This window comes from Chlorogloea sp. CCALA 695, assembly GCF_003003885.1.
Classification (GTDB): domain Bacteria; phylum Cyanobacteriota; class Cyanobacteriia; order Cyanobacteriales; family Chroococcidiopsidaceae; genus Aliterella.
On the sequence record NZ_PVWN01000016.1, the window covers coordinates 17,978 to 36,177 of the forward strand.

Below are 18,200 nucleotides of genomic sequence, written 5' to 3' on the forward strand. Positions count from 1 at the left end.
TGTGCATAGGGTTTCACAGTTAATGTGTTATAATGTGAGAATGCTCAAAGCCTTCAAGTACCGTTTTTATCCCACTTCTGAACAAGAAACCTTGTTGCGGAGAACTATGGGGTGCGCTCGTTTGGTTTACAACCGAGCGTTGGCGGCAAGGACGGAGGGCTGGTACGAAAGAAGGGAAAGAATCGGTTATGCCGACACTTCTACCATGCTGACGTTTTGGAAAAAGCAGGAGGATTTGCAATTTCTGAATGAGGTTAGTTGCGTACCTTTGCAGCAAGGACTTAGGCACTTGCAAAAGGCGTTTGCTAACTTTTGGACGGGAACAGCTAAGTATCCCAACTTCAAAAAGAAGCATAACGGCGGTAGTGCAGAGTTTACCAAATCTGCTTTTAAGTGGAAGGATGGGCAAGTATTTTTGGCTAAGTGCCGAGAAGCATTGCCTATTCGTTGGAGTAGACAATTGCCTAAAGGGTGCGAACCCAGTACGATAACGGTCAAACTTGATGCTTCGGGACGTTTTCACGTTTCTTTGCTTGTAGATACATTTGTTGAACCATTGCCAAAATCCAATAAATCTATCGGTTTGGACGTGGGTATCTCTAGCTTGATTGCTACCAGCAATGGAGACAAAATTGCTAACCAAGGCACTTTAAACGGTTGAGGACTAAACTCAGACGAGTACAAAAATCGTTGTCTCGCAAGCAGAAAGGGTCTAATAATCGACACAAAGCGAGGCTCAAAGTAGCTAAAGTACACTCCCAAATAACTGATAGCAGAAAAGACTTTTTGCATAAGCTGACTACTCAACTGGTGAACGAAAACCAAACCATCGTGGTTGAGGATTTGGCGATTAAAAACATGGTTAAAAACCACAAATTGGCGCTGCATATTTCTGATGCTTCTTGGGGAGAATTGATACGTCAACTTGCTTACAAATGCGAGTGGTACGGACGTGAATTGATAAAAATTGATCGATGGTTTCCTAGTTCTAAAAGGTGCGGAAGTTGTGGGCATATTGTAGATAAAATGCCGTTGAATGTACGGGAGTGGGAGTGTCCTAGATGCTCTGTAATCCATGATCGTGATATCAACGCGAGTAAGAATATTCTGGCGGCAGGGCTTGCCGTTTCAGTCTGTGGAGCGAACATAAGACCTGATGACCAATCGGTTAAAGGGCAGTTGCGAAATACCCGAAAGGGAAAGAAACAGAAACCTAAATAGTGATGTTTAGGAATCTCTAATCTCAGGGGTAGCCGGATTAGGGAGGATGTCAAAATTAGCTTTCAATATGTGGTGCAGAATAATAAATAATTGCTAGAAAAACTATCGGCAATTCAATCAACCTCTCTGGTCCGTGCGGAATATCGCCTTGAAACGTTAGCGAGTCGCCAGGTTTTAATAGATAAGTAGATTGTCCGTGTCGATATTCAATTTTGCCTTGCAGCATATGAATAAACTCTACTCCTGGATGTTCAAAAGTTGGAAAAGCCTCCGAAGCATCGTCCATTGCAATCAAAAATGGTTCAAATAACTTAGTAGAACCGCGATCATAAGCTAATAGATGGTAGGTATGACCGCATTTAGTCCCTCTGCGTACTACTTCCATTCCTTCGCCACTTTTGACCAGTTGCGCGTCGCCTTCGGGCATATTGTAGTTGCGAAATAAAGTTGAAAGCGATACCCCTAGCGCACTGGCTAGTTTTGCTAAGGTTTCTAGACTGGTTGCAGTTTGAGCATTTTCAATTTTTGATAGCATCCCACGCGAAATGTTTGCGCGATCGCATACCTCAGCAATTGTTAACCTGTGTTTTTGCCGCAATTGCCTGATCGTATTGCCAATATAACGCTCTAAAGAACCATTATCAGTTTGTTCTGTGGATGCCATGAGTTTATTTTCTACTGCAACCATTTTGCATAATAGCAAGCATTGACAGATATAAATAAAAAGTGCATGATATTCACTAAAGTTTCTTGTAAAGAATCTTAACTGCTCTAACTATGCCGTTACGCTTATTAAAATTTGCCCTGAATAAGAAGTATCCAGAACCAAGGATGTTTCGGCAATGCGATCGCCTAAAATCGGGCTACGATGCGGTAATTATTGGCGGTGGCGGTCATGGACTGGCGGCGGCTTATTATTTGGCAAGGGATTACGGGATAACTAATGTTGCGGTTTTAGAAAAAGGCTATATCGGCGGCGGAAATACGGGACGAAATACAACAATTATTCGCTCTAACTATCTCACGCCGGAAGGAGTGAAATTTTATGATGAATCGGTGAAATTGTGGCAGGATTTGGCACAAGATTTTGACTTAAATTTGTTCTACTCTACACGCGGACATTTTACACTAGCGCATACTGACGCATCGGTAAGAACAATGCGCTGGCGGGCGGAAGTAAATAAGCATTTTGGGATTGATAGCGAGTTGGTGAGTCCCCAAGAAGTCCAAAAAGCTTGTCCGTACATGGATATTAATTGCGGCGGAAATGCCCCGGTTTTAGGTGCTTTGTTCCACGCACCAGGAAGTATAGCCCGTCATGATGCTGTGGCTTGGGGCTACGGACGCGGTGCAGACTTGCGCGGGGTAGAAATTCACCAACAAACGGAAGTATTAGGAATTGAGGTTAAAGGGGGCAAAATTACGGGGGTTAGAACCTCACGCGGTCATATTTCTACTCCAAAAGTATTGTGTGCGGTGGCGGGATCTACACCTCGGATGTTGAAAATGGTGGAAATGAAGTCGCCAATAGTTATTCATCCGTTGCAAGCAATGGTTAGCGAACCAATGAAAGCTTGGTTAGATCCAATAATAGTTTCTGGTAGCTTGCACGTCTATGTTAGTCAAACCGCTAGAGGAGAGTTAGTTATGGGTGCATCTTTAGACCCTTACGAGTTGCATTCTACGCGATCTACTTTTGATTTTACTGAAGGATTGGCGGCGCATATGCTGGAATTATTCCCGATGCTTTCCCACGTTAAAGTAGTACGCCAATGGGCGGGAATGGCAGACATGACACCGGATTTTGCGCCAATTATGGGGAAGACAGAGATTGAAGGGTTTTATTTAGATGCAGGTTGGGGAACTTGGGGTTTTAAAGCAACTCCCGTATGCGGTAAAACTATGGCTTATACTGTGGCGTGCGATCGCAATCATAATTTAATTACAGATTTTTCTCTATCTCGGTTTACAAATCATGCCTTAGTTGGGGAAAAAGGCGCAGCTTCGGTGGGACACTAAATGATTATTGTAACTTGTCCGATTAATGGTGCTAGACCTGTTTCTGAGTTTGTTTGCGGTGGTGAAGTGCGTTTAATGCCCAATCCTCAAACAACAGACGATGCAACTTGGGCGGATTATGTGTTTAATCGCAATGGAGAAGCAGGGATAAAAAAAGAATGGTGGTGTCATACTCCTAGTAATACTTGGTTTATTGCTGAACGAAATACCCAAACTGACGAAATTATCAGCACTTATTTATATCAGGGGGCTTTATGAGTAATCGATTGTCTCCTGTAAATGGAGAATGGATAAATCGCCAGCAACGAATTGATTTTACCTTTGAAGGTAGGCGCTATTGGGGCTATGAGGGGGACACGATAAGTAGTGCGTTGTGGGCATCAGGGCAACGTATACTTGGGCGTAGCTTTAAATATCATCGTCCGCGCGGCATTTTGAGCATGGCAAACCATGATATCAATGCTTTGATGCAAGATGGGCAAAAGCTGAACGTGCGTGGAGATGTCACGCCATTAACTCAGGGAATGACATTAGAAGCTGTAAATACCTTTGGTGGAGTAGAAAGCGATCGCGCCAGCATTATTAACTTCTTCTCAGCTTTTCTCCCCGTAGGATTTTACTACAAAGCTTTCCACAATAAAAAGCTATTTCCCTTTTGGGAGCGGACTATTCGTAATATTAGCGGTTTGGGAAAATTGGATGTAAATACGCCTCATATTCGTACCCCAAAGCGTTATGATTTTTGCGATGTATTGGTAATAGGTGCGGGTGTTTCGGGACTATCCGCAGGTTTAGCTGCTGCAGAATCCGGCTACGATGTAGTAATTGTTGATGAAAATGCCAACATTGGCGTAGAGACGTTGCGCTGCAACGTCTTTAATCATCCCAAAATCAGAATCTATACAGCAACCCAAGCAGCAGGATATTACGCCGATCGCCTGATACCTTTAGTTAATAGCAATTATTTGTCTAAAATGCGTGCAAAAGCAGTAATTGCAGCAACGGGCGCATACGAACAGCCAGCAGTATTTCGCAACAACGATTTGCCAGGAGTAATGTTAGCATCGGCGGCGCAAAAGTTAATTTATCGCTACGCTGTCAAGCCGATGAATCGGGCAGTAGTTTTATTAGCAAATAAGGAGGGATATCAAGCAGTTTTAGATTTAGTCGCCCATGATGTAACAGTAATGGCAATAGTGGATTTAAGAAAAGATCCGCCAGTAAATGAATTAACGGAAAAAGTGCGATCGCTCTCTATTCCCATTTACCCTGGTTATTGCATCATTGAAGCCAAACCAAACCCCGCCGGGGATGGCGTTGCAAGTGCTGTAATTTCTCCGATTGCTAATCAAGGAGTAACCGAGAAAATAGCTTGTGATGGCATTGTTATGAGTGTAGGTTGGGCATCTGCTGCAAACTTGTTGTATCAAGCAGGTACTAAAATGCGCTTTGATGACTTTTTGCAGCAGTTTGTCCCCGAAACCTTGCCGCCGGGAGTGTTTGCTTGTGGGCGGGTAAATGGGGTGTTTGATTTTGACCAAAAACTACTTGATGGGAAAAGAGCAGGGCTAGAAGCCGCTAATTACTTAGGCTTAGGCGATAAATTAGAGATTACTGTTGCTCCAGAAATTGAACCGCCTTCGTATGGGTGGGCGATCGCACCTCATCCCCAAGGTAAGGAATTTGTAGACTTTGACGAAGACTTGCAATACAAAGATTTTGTTAACGCCATTCAAGAAGGATTTGACAACATTGAACTATTAAAACGCTATACAACAGTGGGAATGGGCCCAAGTCAAGGTAAACATTCAAATATGAATGCTTTGCGAATTTTGGCGAAAATTACCGGGAAATCGCCGGGAGAAGTAGGGACAACTACCGCTAGACCTTTTTTTCATCCTGTACCGATGGCGCACTTAGCCGGAAGAGGTTTTACACCTTTTAGACAAACTCCTTTACATAGCCGTCATGAAGCTTTGGGCGCGTGCTTTATGGCGGCGGGAATGTGGAGTAGACCAGAGTATTACACTCAGCTAGGTAAAAGTAGAAAAGAGTGTATTGAGTTTGAAGTTGCAACAGTGCGCGATCGCGTTGGTATTATTGATGTTGGGACTTTAGGCAAAATTGAAATTAGAGGCGCCGAGGCGGCGAAGTTTCTAGAACGAGTTTACACCGGACGTTACAGTAATATGACTGTTGGGACAACTCGTTATGCACTGATGCTAGATGAAACGGGTGTAATCGTTGATGATGGTGTAGTTGCAAGGTTAGGAATTGAGCATTTTTACTTTACAACTACAACTTCTGGTGCAACGCAGATATATCGGGAATTGTCGCGGTTACTTATTTTGTGGCAATTAGATTGTGGGATCGTTAATTTAACAGGAGCGCGATCGGCAATTAATTTAGCGGGATGTTATGCAAGGGAAGCCTTAGCTAAATTAACTAATATCGATCTGGATAGTACGGCTTTTCCTTATTTAGCAGTCCGCGAGGCAGAAATTGCAGGCATTCCGGCTTTGTTAATGCGTGTCGGCTTTGTAGGTGAATGGGGTTATGAAATTCATGTAGCCGCCGAATTTGCCCCAGCGCTTTGGGATACGCTATTAGAAACTGGAAAAGATTATCAAATTGCAGCTTTTGGCGTAGAAGCACAAAGAGTATTGAGGTTAGAAAAAGGTCATTTAATCATCGGTCAAGATACCGATGGTTTAACAACGCCAATTGAAGCAAATCTAGAGTGGGCGGTAAAGATGGATAAACCCTTTTTTATCGGTCAGCGTAGCTTACAAATTGTAGCTAAACGTGAGGTGAAACATAAACTTATCGGCTTCAGGTTGGATGCAGACATCGTTACTCCACCGCAAGAATGCCATTTAGTCATTGATCGCAATGATATTGCTGGGCGTGTTACAAGTATTGCTTTTAGTCCAACTAGGCAACGTTACATTGGTTTAGCTTACATTACGCCAGAACTTGCAACTACAGGAGAATTTTCAATTAAGTTAAGCGATCGCACATCTATATCTGCAACTATATGTCCCACCCCATTTTACGATCCTGGTAATCTGCGCCAAAAAGCAGCAAGCCAACGTCAGGAGGTAGGCGCATGAGGACTTCTAACAGTTTTAGCACCATCGGCGATGTTAATGAAATACAAATAGTGGACAACGTAACGCAGTTAGAAATTGTCGATTTATCCTTTATTCCTCGATTTGGCGTTAAAGGTGCGGGTGCAGAAGCGTGGTTAGCTACACAATCAATAGCTGTACCTGATTTTCCGAATAGTTGGTGTTTCCTCTCAAAAGGAGGAATTATTGCCCGTTTGGGTGCAAATGAATTTTTGATTGAAGATCGGACGATCGCACCTCAGTTAACACAGGCTTGTAAGTCTCCTCCACCAAAGGTTTACCCTGTCTTGAGACAAGACTTAGCGAGCGCACTTATTGGACTCCAGGTAAACGAATTACTATTACAGACTTGCAACTTTAACTTTCAATCGCTATCAATTACCGAGAATCCAGTAATTTTAACTTCAATGGCAGGAGTAAATGTCACAGTAATTCCAGGAGTTCTTCAGGAACAACCATTTTACAGAATTTGGTGCGATTGTACCTTTGGAGTGTATTTATGGCAAACCTTAAATGCGATCGTATCTGAATTAGGCGGCGGTGCGATCGGCAACGCAACATTATTGTAGAGACGTTGCGGTGCAACGTCTTTATACATTTATAAAAAAGGAAAATAATTAATGACACCAGAACAAGCCAAACAATTTTTAGCCGAAAACAAAGTAAAGTTTGTACTGGCACAATTTGTCGATATTCACGGCGTAGCCAAAACAAAAGCATTACCAGCAGGGCATTTTGACGATATTCTCAATCCGGGGGCGGGTTTTGCAGGTTTTGCTGTATGGGGTTTAGGAATGCAGCCAAATAGCCCGGATTTTATGGCGGTAGGCGATTCAACCACACTATCTTTAGTACCTTGGATGCCCGGATTTGCCCGTGTAGTCTGTGTTGGTAATGTTAAAGGACAACCATACCCTTACGATTCCCGCTTTATATTAATGCAGCAGTTAGAAAGGCTGAAACAAAAAGGTTGGACTTTATACACAGGATTAGAACCAGAATTTTCTTTACTTTATCAAGATAAACGCGGGAATATTTACCCCTGTGATCGCACCGATAATTTAGAAAAGCCTTGCTACGATTACAAAGGACTTTCTCGCAGTCGGGCTTTTATCGAAAAATTGGTAGACTCCTTGCAAGCGGTGGAGTTTGACGTTTATCAAATTGATCACGAAGATGCTAACGGTCAGTTTGAAATTAATTATACTTATACCGATGCGTTGACATCGTGCGATCGCTACATTTTCTTTAAAATGGCGGCTTCAGAAATAGCCAAAGAAATGGGTTTAGTTTGCTCATTTATGCCTAAACCTTTCGCCAATCGTTCCGGTAACGGAATGCACATTCATATGTCAATCTCGGATGGCAAAAGTAACTTATTTGCTGATGATACCGACGAAAAAAATCTAGGATTATCAAAACTAGCCTATCATTTCATGGGCGGATTATTAGCTCACGCCCCAGCTTTGACGGCGATTTGCGCCCCAACGATTAACTCCTACAAACGTTTAGTAGTGGGGCGAAGTTTAAGCGGTGCAACTTGGGCCCCTGCTTACATAAGTTACGGAGACAACAATCGCTCTACTATGGTGCGGATTCCTGGAGGGCGCTTAGAATTACGTTTAGCTGATGGATCTTGCAACCCTTATTTAGCTACAGCAGTGGCGATCGCAGCCGGGTTAGATGGCATCGAAAAAGAGCTAGATCCAGGCGAACCTTACAACAATAATTTGTACGATCTATCCGACCGGGAACTCAGAGATAAAGGCATTCAAACTTTACCTCAAAGTCTCTCCCAAGCCCTCGACGCTTTGGAGTCGGACGAAGTAATAACAAGCGCTTTGGGAGTATTAGCCGAGGAATTTATTAGCCTCAAACGGATGGAATGGGTGGAATATATGCGCCATGTTTCCGAGTGGGAAGTAAAAAAGTATTTGGAGTTTTTCTAATTATGTGTGGAATTGTGGGATTATTGGTTAAAAAACCCCAATTACGGGAACATTTAGGCGAATTAATGATGCCGATGTTAATCGGAATGAGCGATCGCGGATCGGATTCGGCGGGACTTGCCGTATTTACAGAACCCATAGCAGAAAGGGATCGCAAGTATAGTTTGTACTCTGGAAGTGCGTTTAATTGGCAAGGATTAGCGCACAATTATCAAACACATTTTGGTATTGAGGCTAATTTATCTCTACCAGTGGGCGATCGCGCTGTCTTAACTTCTCACCTTTCCCCAGATATTGTAAAGCAGTGGATAAAACAAAATTATCCGCAGTTACATATACTTTCAACGGGACGCACCATTGATTTATACAAAGATATTGGTACACCCGCCGATGTTGCTCATCGTTACAACTTTCAATCTCTCAAAGGTTCGCATTTAGTCGGACATACGCGAATGGCGACAGAATCAGCCGTTACACCTGATCGCGCTCATCCTTTCACAGCAGGAGAAGATTTTTGTTTAGTACACAACGGATCTCTATCTAACCCTAACGAAATTCGCCGCAAACTCGAACCACGCGGGATTAAGTTTGAAACCGATAACGATACCGAAGCTGCTTGTCGGTTTTTAGAATGGCGAATGCAAGAAGGCGATGACTTAGAAGCGGCTATGAATAAAGGGTTTGAGGAATTAGACGGTTTTTATACATTTCTTATGGGTACGGCGGACAAATTGGCATTAGTGCGAGATGCTTTTGGTTGCAAACCTGCGGTTGTGGCGGAAACGGATAATTATGTAGCGATCGCCTCTGAATTTCGTTCCCTCGCTCATTTACCCGATATAAAACACGCTCATATCTACGAACCCGTACCAGAGGAGATGTATGTATGGACATAACTTTCGATCTTGCTCAAACTTCCGTGCGTGAAGTCAATCAATATCTGCATCACAACTTAGTAGACAATGCAAGTCAAGTAACAATTATTAATTCCGACGGCGCACACAACATCGCTATTGGTTTAAACACACCCGTAGACATAGAAATTATCGGACATACAGGCTATTATGCCGCCAGCATGAATAAACTAGCAAACGTAACTATTACAGGCAATGTAGGTACAGGAGTTGCCGAAAACATGATGTCTGGACGAGTCCATGTCAAAGGCTTTGCATCTGTCTCTGCGGGGGCTTCGGCGCACGGAGGGTTACTAATCATTGATGGTAATGCAGGTTTGCGCTGCGGTATTTCTCTTAAAGGTGGAGATATTATCGTTGGTGGAAATGTCGGTAGTTTTTCCGCTTTTATGGCGCAAGCTGGGCGGATTGTAGTTTGTGGCGATGCGGGAGAAGCGTTAGGAGATTCCCTTTATGAAGCCATAATTTATGTTCGAGGAAACATCAAATCATTAGGCGCAGATGCCCAAATTGAGCCGATGTCAGAAACTGATTATCAAGCGGTAGGTGAATTACTCGACAAAGCAGATTTACCCTATCACCCCAAAGAGTTCAAACGAGTTGCATCCGCAAAGCAGCTTTATCACTGGAATGCAGACGCAAAGCAAGAATACTAATTACTCCAACTTACTTATATTCGTAGCTAATTAATATGAATCCCATTCAATCTAACGAACAATCATGGGGATACGATCGCACTATCCTTAACTATATTCAAAATGCCGCCGCTCATGGACTCTACGAAATACGCGGATTAGGCGCAAAACGCAAACTACCCCATTTTGACGATTTAGTATTTTTGGGTGCATCTTTATCACGCTATCCCTTAGAAGGTTATCGAGAAAAATGTTCTACCAAAACTGTTCTAGGTACGCGCTACGCCACTAAACCAATTGAACTAGAAATTCCCATCACCATCGCCGGAATGAGTTTCGGTTCCTTATCTGCCAATGTCAAAGAAGCTTTAGGACAAGCGGCGACGCAGATGGGGACATCAACAACAACAGGCGACGGCGGCATGACCCAAGAAGAAAGAATGTCCTCAAAAACACTGATTTACCAGTGTTTGCCGTCGCGCTACGGCTTTAATCCCGACGATTTGCGATCGGCTGATGCAATTGAAATAGTCATCGGACAAGGGGCAAAACCAGGCGGTGGCGGGATGTTATTAGGACAAAAAATTAATCCGCGAGTTGCTCAAATGCGGACTTTACCCGAAGGAGTCGATCAGCGTTCTGCTTGTCGCCATCCCGATTGGACAGGTTCAGACGATTTGACAATCAAAATCCAGCAATTGCGAGAACTAACCGACTGGGAAAAGCCAATTTTTGTCAAAATTGGGGCTTCGCGGACATTTAACGATGTCAAATTAGCCGTCCACGCAGGCGCAGATGTGATTGTAGTTGATGGAATGCAAGGGGGAACTGCTGCTACTCAAACCGTATTTATCGAACACGTAGGCATCCCAACCTTAGCCGCCGTGCGTCAAGCCGTAGAAGCGCTGGAAGACTTGGACATGAAGGGAAAAGTGCAATTAATTGTCTCTGGCGGGATTCGTACCGGGGCAGATGTGGCAAAAGCGATCGCCCTGGGCGCAGATGCAGTATCAATAGGTCAAGGTATTTTAATTGCTTTGGGTTGCAATAGTGAAACCTACGTGCAACATGACACCCATTTTTCAGCAGTTGAAGATTACGCCGCCCTCGGTACTGCGCCAGGAACTTGTCACCACTGCCATACAGGGAAGTGTCCAGTGGGCGTAACTACTCAAGATCCAATCTTAGAAAAAAGGCTAGAAGTTGAAGTAGGAGCAAAAAGAGTCAAAAACTATCTGCAAACTCTAAACATGGAATTAACAACAATTGCCCGTGCCTGTGGTAAGCAAAACGTGCATCACTTGGAACGCGAAGACTTAGTTGCTTTAACTATTGAAGCGGCGGCGATAGCGAAATTGCCTTTAGCTGGGACATCCTGGATTCCTGGGGTTTAAATAAAATTTGTACTTGTCACAACAGTTGTTTAGGGCGGTTTTATATATAAAAAGTAGATACACGGAAAAATTCTGCATAATCTCCAAATATAGATGTTGTGTGGAAAATTTCTGGTTAAAATCCTCAAAAAATAACTATGATGCTTGTGTCTTGTTCTTAAGTAGAGGATCGCATGGAAAATGTCAGTACAATAAATAGTTAGCTGGCTTTGGTTACAGGTGGTGGCAGTAGTTTGAAGCTGACTCGTTGGTGTTCAAGATACTGTTGTAATATTGTGTCTTGTACGCGCACGGAGTTCGCAATGATCCGACTCATCACTCCAGATGATACAGGTGAGCTAGTTAACTTAGCTGAGTCGATCGGACTTTTCTCGCCGTATGAACTAGAAGAGTTGCACCAGATGTTGACTGATTCTTTGAGTAAAGAGGGCGGCACTCACCCGTTCTCAATTACAGACGATGATGACGGACTGGTAGGATTAGCCTACTGCGAACCGGAACGAATGACCAGTGGAACCTGGAACCTGCAATTGATTGTCGTTCATCCAACTCATCAACAGCAAGGACGGGGTGGGAAATTACTACATTTTGTAGAGGAGACTTTGACGGAGCGGGGTGCGCGAGTCTTATTAGTTGAGACGATGGGTACATCAGATTTTGAGTATGTGCGGGCATTCTACCGAAAAAACGGTTATGACGAGGAAGCACGGATACGCGAGTTCTATGCAGAAGGAGCGGACAAAATTGTTTTCCGCAAGGCACTATCTAATCAAAGGTAGTTAAATTTCACAGTTGTTCAGTCGGACTCGCGTCTACTGCCACCCAGCCAACAATCGCGCTGCACCAGAACGGATCGAAACGATCGGTTAAGTTACAAAGAATATCTGCGTCCGGTGAGCGCGAACGTTGTTAGTACAAAAAAACTTGTAGGAAAAGTCGTATAAATGAGATCGCTCTCTACTGATAGCAACCATTATGAAGCGTAGGAATCGCTAGAAAAGTTGCCCCTGGAGCGATCGCACTTCTGTAAAACCATAGACCGTTATCTGGTACAAAATTAGTAAAAAAATTGCCCTTAGTGCGATCGCGCTTTTACTTGACTTCTCACCAATGATAGTTATGGTGGGGGATGACGACCAAGCAGTTCTTCCTCTGCCCGAATTGCCAGTATAATCGCGCGATTGAATTTTAAAGCCTTGACGGTTGCACGTCCTATTGCTGTTAAACCAACGATCTCCACGCCATTCCAGCAAAAATGTTCTTTCCAAGCTTGTTGAGGTGGGTTGAAAATTGGTACAGTTTCCCTCGTTTCTGGATCTTCTACATCTTGCCTTGCCCCTTTGTAAAGCGAACAAGATACACAAGCAAGTGCTAAATTGTCTGCGGTAGTTGAACCACCTGCGACCACAGGAATTATATGGTCAATGTGAAACGTAGCGGCTTGCCCTAATTGCGATAAACCGCAATACTCACAACTGTTGGCTGCCCTTTGAATGCTCAAGCGGCGTAAAGATGCGGGGATCTTTGCCATTTATTTTTAGTTTGCCACCCTTTGCGATCGCAAGCGCAATAGGGATAGAAACTCAGCTAATTCAACTAAGCCCTCTGCCTCCTGCCTTTCCAAAAGAGTTAATGCTTCACCATCATCTTGACGATCTAGCAATAGTTGAAGACGATCCTGAACGGCTGCGGGCAATTGAAAGTAAGTCAATTCAATCGGTATTTCGATGACTTCGGGCATAGAAGAATGACAGGCAGATTTAGTAATAATGTAACCTAATGTAGTCTGGTTATGATGTGATCACGCTTTTAGTAATGTTAACCGTTGTGCAGTGCAAAATCGTAGGAAAATTTGACCCTGGCGCGATCGCACTTCTACTTGTAAGCCCAGGCACTTTTAATATTATTTCGTTGAGCATTCTAACTTAACGTGTACGGGTGACTAGGGAATCGCTCGTTGTTAAGGGTGCTAGATTCAGTTTGTAATAGAGTTATTGAATTTGCTAGAAAAAAGTCTTTGACAAAGCTCCCAATTCAAGTTCTGTGCAGCCGAGGGAGTTCTTACAGTAATTGACCCGCACCCATTGATTTTTAAAAGTTGAGCCTTTGCAGCGTTACTATAAGAGCGAGAAAAGACAGCAAAGCCCAAACATGAAATTAGCGATCGCTAAATCGTGAAGAAAGCTAAGAATTGAATTTAAACAATAAAACAGTGCTAAAAATAATTACTAAGCCATGTAAAGTCAAGATTTCGTGGTTTAGTAACTTATACTACCAGCAGGCTAGAAACCGTTAAGTATCAATCCTATGTTTATTTTGAAAAGGCAAGATGTAGAAATCTTCAACATCAAACACCCAAACCTCGACCAAATTATTCCAATTATTAATTATCAAAGGCAAACCTTTCGTTTGCTGCAAATATTTCCGCTCAATCAGGCTCAAGAGGCGTTAGCTTTATGGCGGGACTTGACCGATAACAAGGGCAAAGCCTGTATTTTGCTTGAAGAACCCGACCGCTACACACTTTGGGGGAAAATTAAACCAGAGCAGCTAAATGTCAATAATAAAGTTAGCAATCTCTCTAGTCAATCTTTGGTTAAAGGCAGCTTGTTATTATTACAATCCGTTTATGCAGAGATTGAAGACCTTTTGGGCGCTAGGCAAGCAAAATTTTTTCAAAAAGATTTGAAAGAGTTTATTAATAAAGTAGATTTAATTGAAAAATCCCCCGAAGCCGTTAATTACTTACTACAAATCGATCCGCTCAGTGCCGACCAATTACCCAATTGGCAAGAAGCCCAGTTGCTCAACCTTTTGCAAGAAACCCATCGCCTAGGAAAAAGATACTTTGGTGAATCCAACTTTACGATTAATGCCCTCGAAAGTTTAGAAGATATGTCAGAAGATGAACAATCGGGGTTTATACAGTGGCTAAATCAATCAAGCCTTGGTAAGCTGTGGCAGTAACAAAAGATTTAGGAGTGCGATCGCCCAATAACTATATAGGTTGGTAGCCAATAGGTTTGTAAAAACTTATAAGTAACTAATTCAAAAGTTTTAATAGCAAAAATATATTATGACCATAGTATTAAATCCTAGACGCGCCCTCAGCTTCTCTCTTGTTAGGAGTTTTTATGAACCGGCCCATAAATAAACTAAATAGTTCAAAATCTTGGCTATCTCTGCAAACAATTGTTTTAGCTGCTATCTCTTGGGGCTTACTGGCACTTTTATTTGCTTTATTATTTAGTGTACCCGTAGCAGAAGTTCAAGGTGTGGCTAGACGCACCCAGTGGTATGTAGTCAGTGCTTACGTATTTCAATTTGTAGCTTACTTAAGCTCCGTAGTATTGTGCTTAAGAAATGTACTCCAGCCAAATATAATTAGCGGGCGTAGCGTCTGGTTAGGGATTGGGTTTGGGCAGCTATCTTACCTAATTGGCAACTTAATTTTAGGTTATTGGGAGCTAGTCCTTCAGCAAGAAGCGACTAATGTATCGCCAGCAGATTTGTTTTTTGTAGGAGCATATTTATTTTTGGGTGGAGGCATGATTTCTGCCTTGGGTGCTAGGCGAGTGCATTTAGAACGCTGGCAATGGGGAATAGTCGCCGTAATTGCTGTAGTTGGTGTTGGTCTGGGAGTTTGGGTTTCTAGCACTACAACTACTGTACCCGTTGCAACTTCTACATTAAGTTGGTTGGTAGAGTTAGAAAAATCTTTATTGTTGTTCTACACCGTTGCTGATGTCTTGCTGTTAATTATCGCTACAATGGTACTACTAACTTTTTGGGGCGGTCGTTTCTCTCAATCGTGGAGATTGATAGCAGCAGCAGTGTTCTCGCTCTACATTGGAGATGTGTGGCTTAGTTATGCTCAAAATCACATTGAAAACTACCAAAGTGGAGCGCTGCTAGAAGTATTTTGGGTATTTAGTGGCGTGCTATTTACTATAGGCGCGGCAGTAGAGTATGAAGTATCAATTCGTTCTCGGCGAGAAAAGCGCGGACGGAAGCGGGCTTAAAATATAATTAAATTATGACTGGAAAAAAAATTTCTGAATCTATAAAAAATGAGATCATTCACTTGTATAAACATACAGGGGAAACAACTTCAACTTTAGCCGAACGCTATGGGGTGAGCAACTCAACCATTAGTCGGATGTTGAAAAGTACCTTACCCGAACAAGAGTATGAAGTATTAATTGCCTCTAAACGGGCGGCGAGAGTACCTGCAACCGACACGGTTAAACAATTAACTAACCCAAGGGAAATAGAGCCAAGTTTGGTAGTAGCCCAACCCCAAACAGAACTTAAGTTAGGGCATTTAGAGGAGAAAACTGCTACTTCTACGCCAATTATTAAACGCCGTAGCCTTAGTAGCCAACCGGAAATACCAGTAGCTATAGACGATTCGACTCGACAAAATAGACCGCCCATAGAAACAGAAGATTATGCAGAGCCTAGCGCCAAAAGCGATTATGCAGAGCTTAGCGCCAAAAGTGATTATGCAGAGCCTAGCGCCAAAAGTGATTATGCAGAGCCTAGCGTCAAAAGCGATTACGCAGAGCCTAGCGTCAAAAGCGATTACGCAGAGCCTAGCGTCAAAAGCGATCGCAACTCTACTTTAATTATCCCCAATACCGAGATCAATTTTGCGCCGCCGATTAGCAAAGTAATAGCCTCCTCCTCAGAGCAACTAGCAACCAACAACTTAAGTTTTCCGACAGAGGAAGAAACTAGCGCCATTGTCGCAGAGATGCTCACTGAGGATATGCTAGAGGAAGCTGAAGACAGCGAAGGATTGGACGACGAAGATTTGGATTACTCTGATGACGATGACGACCTTGAAGAAGAACCAACGAAGATAGTCAAAAGACCTTCCTCGTCTAATGTTTTAATTCAAGTATTGCCCCTTTCGGAGGCTAATTTACCCAAAACTTGCTATTTAGTGATTGATCGCTTATCTGAATTAATTACTCGTCCCCTCAAAGAATTTGGCGACTTAGGACAAATTCCCGCTCAAGAAACTAACCAAAAAACTTTACCAGTATTTGATAATCATCGTGTAGCTCGTCGCTTTTCTACCAAACGCGATCGCGTGATCAAAGTTCCTGATAGTAAAATGCTGCAAAAAGCGTGTCCCCATCTCCAAGCAAAGGGGATTACAAGATTATTGGTAGACGGTCAAGTTTACTCCCTTTATCCTAATTAAGCAAATTTTGCAGAGACAATAATTCTCAACTTTTTAGAGCAAGAGAGAGGTTAATTCTCCCTTGCTGCGCTTTGTGTAAATTAGTAGCTAAGTGACTTGCCACCAGCCTAAAGCTGGGCCGAGAAACAATACCGTTAGCCACCACGCAACTAATAATCCGATCCCAATCCAAGCACCACGAGTACTCCAGTCTATAAACTGTTGTGCTTTTCCCTTGCTAATTGGCAACCAAGACAAAAATCTGGTTTCTTGCCCATATTTTTCTTTTAGTGCCGTTTGCCGCCGTCTTGATTCGCCCATAACTCTAATAAAATACGCCATCTGTGCCTGATGATAGCGTCACACACAGCGCTATGGCTAGTTCGCGCAAAATAACTTGACAAGTTATTTTTATTGGGGTTGCTATCCAACTTGTAAGCTGAGGGAAAAATCAAGCTCATCTAAAAAAACTATCTAGCTTTTGCTTAGTTATTTGCATCACAATAATGTGCGCCCAATCGCCCAACACTGCTAACTGCCACTTTTCAATACTTTGCCTTGATGGCTTGGCAAACACTACAGTATTAGAAAACTGATTAAGCATACAGGGATAGTGTCTTAATTTAAGTTGGTTATAAAGATATTGAGCGTTTTGAATGCAAGTCTCAGCTTCGGATGCAAAGCCACTAGCACCTCTATTTTTTATGGCATACCACAGAATTAAACTAGAATAACCGTTTCTAGAACCGAGGATAGTTATATCTTTAGCTCCGATATATTCAATCAGCGTTACAACTTTATCTACAAACTTTTTTTAGTTAAAACGACTCCACAAGGTAGAGGTGAACCAATAAATTTAGCAGAAATTGCTACCCTATCTATAGCTTTTGTAAAGTTGATTTGGGCTGCATCCTTCTAACTGCTCAAAATGACTATAATTCATCTCTCCATTCTTTTAAAAATCGATAACTAAGTATGTGATCCGAAACAATTTTGCTGCTTTAGTAATGGAATATTGGGAGTTTTGAGCCGATATACAGTATATCTTGGGGGTAAATTTCTCTGCCTAAAAATATGCTATAAAAATCTACTTCAGTACCACCAGAAGTTACATAACCTCAAAAGCCTTAATGAGGAAATTTTGTATAAATCGGCAAAAAAAGCTAACACTTCTTGCTCAAACTTGCACGAATAAAAACCAAAACTTGGCTGAATAAATGGAGATCCTGCGTTATTTAATAGATAGTTAAAAACTTTGATAGTAAAGTATAGTTACAAGTCAAATTATAATAATAGCCTGCATAATGCTCAGTCTTTTCTTTCAAATACTCCGTGAAAACTGATAGTTCTTGCCCAATAGCGTTTGACATTATACTTATACTGACTTTTGTCAACAAATATTTGTTAGCATTCATTATCTGAACCAAAATTGAAATTTAACTTCAGGAAAACTACCGAAAAAGTAAATTTAAAAAGTTAGCAACTCACCTTTCCCGCAAACCAGATTTAATCTTTTTAGATTTGGTGATGCCTAATCTTAATGGTTATAAGATTTGCGCTCGTTTACGGAAAATTCCTGCTTTTAGCAATACACCGATTATAATTTTGACCAGCAATATTATTGATCGCGTCCGGGCTACAGTAGTCGGTTGCTTGGACTATCTGAGTAAACCTGTAAAAGCTGAGAGCGTACTATCGGTAATATCTAAGCACTTATCCTGTCCTACAGAAAATCGCCCAGAGTAA

General features: G+C 42.4%; 17 protein-coding genes and 2 pseudogenes. 14 read left to right on the plus strand and 5 right to left on the minus strand.

The window, feature by feature from the left end:
* Window positions 1-40: 40 nt before the first annotated feature.
* A pseudogene (locus tag C7B70_RS10735) lies at window positions 41-1,221 on the plus strand (RNA-guided endonuclease InsQ/TnpB family protein).
* A gap of 55 nt (window positions 1,222-1,276) precedes the next feature.
* Here C7B70_RS10735 and C7B70_RS10740 read toward each other — a convergent pair.
* Window positions 1,277-1,885: an XRE family transcriptional regulator gene (locus tag C7B70_RS10740; protein ID WP_106369110.1), complete on the minus strand. Its 609-nt coding sequence runs from the start codon at window positions 1,883-1,885 to the stop codon at window positions 1,277-1,279.
* Between the two features lie 113 nt (window positions 1,886-1,998).
* On the opposite strand from C7B70_RS10740, the gene C7B70_RS10745 reads away from it, so the two are divergent.
* The 9 genes from C7B70_RS10745 (at window position 1,999) to C7B70_RS10785 (ending at window position 12,042) form a co-directional block, all read left to right on the plus strand.
* Window positions 1,999-3,240, plus strand: a complete 1,242-nt coding sequence (locus C7B70_RS10745; RefSeq protein ID WP_106369041.1) for an FAD-dependent oxidoreductase — start codon at window positions 1,999-2,001, stop codon at window positions 3,238-3,240.
* Window positions 3,241-3,498, plus strand: coding sequence for a sarcosine oxidase subunit delta (locus C7B70_RS10750; RefSeq protein ID WP_106369042.1), 258 nt, complete (start codon window positions 3,241-3,243; stop codon window positions 3,496-3,498).
* Window positions 3,495-6,353 (plus strand): 2Fe-2S iron-sulfur cluster-binding protein, encoded by a 2,859-nt coding sequence (locus C7B70_RS10755; RefSeq protein WP_106369043.1) that lies wholly within the window; start codon window positions 3,495-3,497, stop codon window positions 6,351-6,353. The genes C7B70_RS10750 and C7B70_RS10755 overlap by 4 nt, the downstream gene beginning before the upstream one ends.
* Window positions 6,350-6,940 carry a methylglutamate dehydrogenase gene (locus C7B70_RS10760; RefSeq protein WP_106369044.1) on the plus strand — a complete coding sequence of 197 codons (591 nt, stop codon included), beginning with the start codon at window positions 6,350-6,352 and terminating at the stop codon, window positions 6,938-6,940. The genes C7B70_RS10755 and C7B70_RS10760 overlap by 4 nt, the downstream gene beginning before the upstream one ends.
* A gap of 51 nt (window positions 6,941-6,991) precedes the next feature.
* Window positions 6,992-8,320 (plus strand): type III glutamate--ammonia ligase, encoded by a 1,329-nt coding sequence (gene glnT / locus C7B70_RS10765; protein ID WP_106369045.1) that lies wholly within the window; start codon window positions 6,992-6,994, stop codon window positions 8,318-8,320.
* A 2-nt stretch (window positions 8,321-8,322) separates the two neighbouring features.
* On the plus strand, window positions 8,323-9,216 hold the full coding sequence (locus C7B70_RS10770) for a class II glutamine amidotransferase (protein ID WP_106369046.1): 894 nt from the start codon (window positions 8,323-8,325) through the stop codon (window positions 9,214-9,216).
* Entirely contained in the window at window positions 9,207-9,890 is a 684-nt protein-coding gene (locus C7B70_RS10775; RefSeq protein ID WP_106369047.1) for a protein glxC, read from the plus strand. The genes C7B70_RS10770 and C7B70_RS10775 overlap by 10 nt, the downstream gene beginning before the upstream one ends.
* A 35-nt stretch (window positions 9,891-9,925) precedes the next feature.
* Entirely contained in the window at window positions 9,926-11,263 is a 1,338-nt protein-coding gene (locus C7B70_RS10780; RefSeq protein WP_106369048.1) for an FMN-binding glutamate synthase family protein, read from the plus strand.
* Window positions 11,264-11,565: 302 nt separating this feature from the next.
* Entirely contained in the window at window positions 11,566-12,042 is a 477-nt protein-coding gene (locus C7B70_RS10785; protein WP_106369049.1) for an N-acetyltransferase, read from the plus strand.
* Between the two features lie 338 nt (window positions 12,043-12,380).
* Here C7B70_RS10785 and C7B70_RS10790 read toward each other — a convergent pair whose 3' ends face one another.
* Window positions 12,381-12,794 (minus strand): HNH endonuclease, encoded by a 414-nt coding sequence (locus C7B70_RS10790; RefSeq protein ID WP_106369050.1) that lies wholly within the window; start codon window positions 12,792-12,794, stop codon window positions 12,381-12,383.
* A gap of 6 nt (window positions 12,795-12,800) precedes the next feature.
* Window positions 12,801-13,004 carry a hypothetical protein gene (locus C7B70_RS10795; protein ID WP_106369051.1) on the minus strand — a complete coding sequence of 68 codons (204 nt, stop codon included), beginning with the start codon at window positions 13,002-13,004 and terminating at the stop codon, window positions 12,801-12,803.
* Window positions 13,005-13,570: 566 nt separating this feature from the next.
* Here C7B70_RS10795 and C7B70_RS10800 point away from each other — a divergent pair.
* The 3 genes from C7B70_RS10800 to C7B70_RS10810 all read left to right on the plus strand — a co-directional run bounded on the left by C7B70_RS10800 (window position 13,571) and on the right by C7B70_RS10810 (window position 16,475).
* Window positions 13,571-14,230 (plus strand): Npun_F0813 family protein, encoded by a 660-nt coding sequence (locus C7B70_RS10800; RefSeq protein WP_106369052.1) that lies wholly within the window; start codon window positions 13,571-13,573, stop codon window positions 14,228-14,230.
* Between the two features lie 167 nt (window positions 14,231-14,397).
* On the plus strand, window positions 14,398-15,285 hold the full coding sequence (locus tag C7B70_RS10805) for a hypothetical protein (protein WP_106369053.1): 888 nt from the start codon (window positions 14,398-14,400) through the stop codon (window positions 15,283-15,285).
* Window positions 15,286-15,299: 14 nt separating this feature from the next.
* On the plus strand, window positions 15,300-16,475 hold the full coding sequence (locus C7B70_RS10810) for a transposase (protein WP_106369054.1): 1,176 nt from the start codon (window positions 15,300-15,302) through the stop codon (window positions 16,473-16,475).
* Window positions 16,476-16,562: 87 nt separating this feature from the next.
* Here C7B70_RS10810 and C7B70_RS10815 read toward each other — a convergent pair whose 3' ends face one another.
* Both C7B70_RS10815 and C7B70_RS26320 read right to left on the minus strand, forming a co-directional pair.
* Window positions 16,563-16,775 carry a DUF2839 domain-containing protein gene (locus C7B70_RS10815; protein ID WP_106369111.1) on the minus strand — a complete coding sequence of 71 codons (213 nt, stop codon included), beginning with the start codon at window positions 16,773-16,775 and terminating at the stop codon, window positions 16,563-16,565.
* A 136-nt stretch (window positions 16,776-16,911) separates the two neighbouring features.
* Window positions 16,912-17,058, minus strand: coding sequence for a hypothetical protein (locus tag C7B70_RS26320; RefSeq protein WP_158260482.1), 147 nt, complete (start codon window positions 17,056-17,058; stop codon window positions 16,912-16,914).
* 896 nt (window positions 17,059-17,954) lie between these two features.
* Here C7B70_RS26320 and C7B70_RS10820 point away from each other — a divergent pair.
* Window positions 17,955-18,200, plus strand: a pseudogene (locus tag C7B70_RS10820) (PleD family two-component system response regulator); the annotation flags it as partial.

Coding starts and splice junctions, on each gene's coding strand:
- C7B70_RS10740 (WP_106369110.1), bottom strand. CDS start 1,885: ATGGCATCCACAGAACAAACTGATAATGGTTCTTTAGAGCGTTATATT.
- C7B70_RS10745 (WP_106369041.1), top strand. CDS start 1,999: ATGCCGTTACGCTTATTAAAATTTGCCCTGAATAAGAAGTATCCAGAA.
- C7B70_RS10750 (WP_106369042.1), top strand. CDS start 3,241: ATGATTATTGTAACTTGTCCGATTAATGGTGCTAGACCTGTTTCTGAG.
- C7B70_RS10755 (WP_106369043.1), top strand. CDS start 3,495: ATGAGTAATCGATTGTCTCCTGTAAATGGAGAATGGATAAATCGCCAG.
- C7B70_RS10760 (WP_106369044.1), top strand. CDS start 6,350: ATGAGGACTTCTAACAGTTTTAGCACCATCGGCGATGTTAATGAAATA.
- glnT (WP_106369045.1), top strand. CDS start 6,992: ATGACACCAGAACAAGCCAAACAATTTTTAGCCGAAAACAAAGTAAAG.
- C7B70_RS10770 (WP_106369046.1), top strand. CDS start 8,323: ATGTGTGGAATTGTGGGATTATTGGTTAAAAAACCCCAATTACGGGAA.
- C7B70_RS10775 (WP_106369047.1), top strand. CDS start 9,207: ATGGACATAACTTTCGATCTTGCTCAAACTTCCGTGCGTGAAGTCAAT.
- C7B70_RS10780 (WP_106369048.1), top strand. CDS start 9,926: ATGAATCCCATTCAATCTAACGAACAATCATGGGGATACGATCGCACT.
- C7B70_RS10785 (WP_106369049.1), top strand. CDS start 11,566: ATGATCCGACTCATCACTCCAGATGATACAGGTGAGCTAGTTAACTTA.
- C7B70_RS10790 (WP_106369050.1), bottom strand. CDS start 12,794: ATGGCAAAGATCCCCGCATCTTTACGCCGCTTGAGCATTCAAAGGGCA.
- C7B70_RS10795 (WP_106369051.1), bottom strand. CDS start 13,004: ATGCCCGAAGTCATCGAAATACCGATTGAATTGACTTACTTTCAATTG.
- C7B70_RS10800 (WP_106369052.1), top strand. CDS start 13,571: ATGTTTATTTTGAAAAGGCAAGATGTAGAAATCTTCAACATCAAACAC.
- C7B70_RS10805 (WP_106369053.1), top strand. CDS start 14,398: ATGAACCGGCCCATAAATAAACTAAATAGTTCAAAATCTTGGCTATCT.
- C7B70_RS10810 (WP_106369054.1), top strand. CDS start 15,300: ATGACTGGAAAAAAAATTTCTGAATCTATAAAAAATGAGATCATTCAC.
- C7B70_RS10815 (WP_106369111.1), bottom strand. CDS start 16,775: ATGGGCGAATCAAGACGGCGGCAAACGGCACTAAAAGAAAAATATGGG.
- C7B70_RS26320 (WP_158260482.1), bottom strand. CDS start 17,058: ATGCTTAATCAGTTTTCTAATACTGTAGTGTTTGCCAAGCCATCAAGG.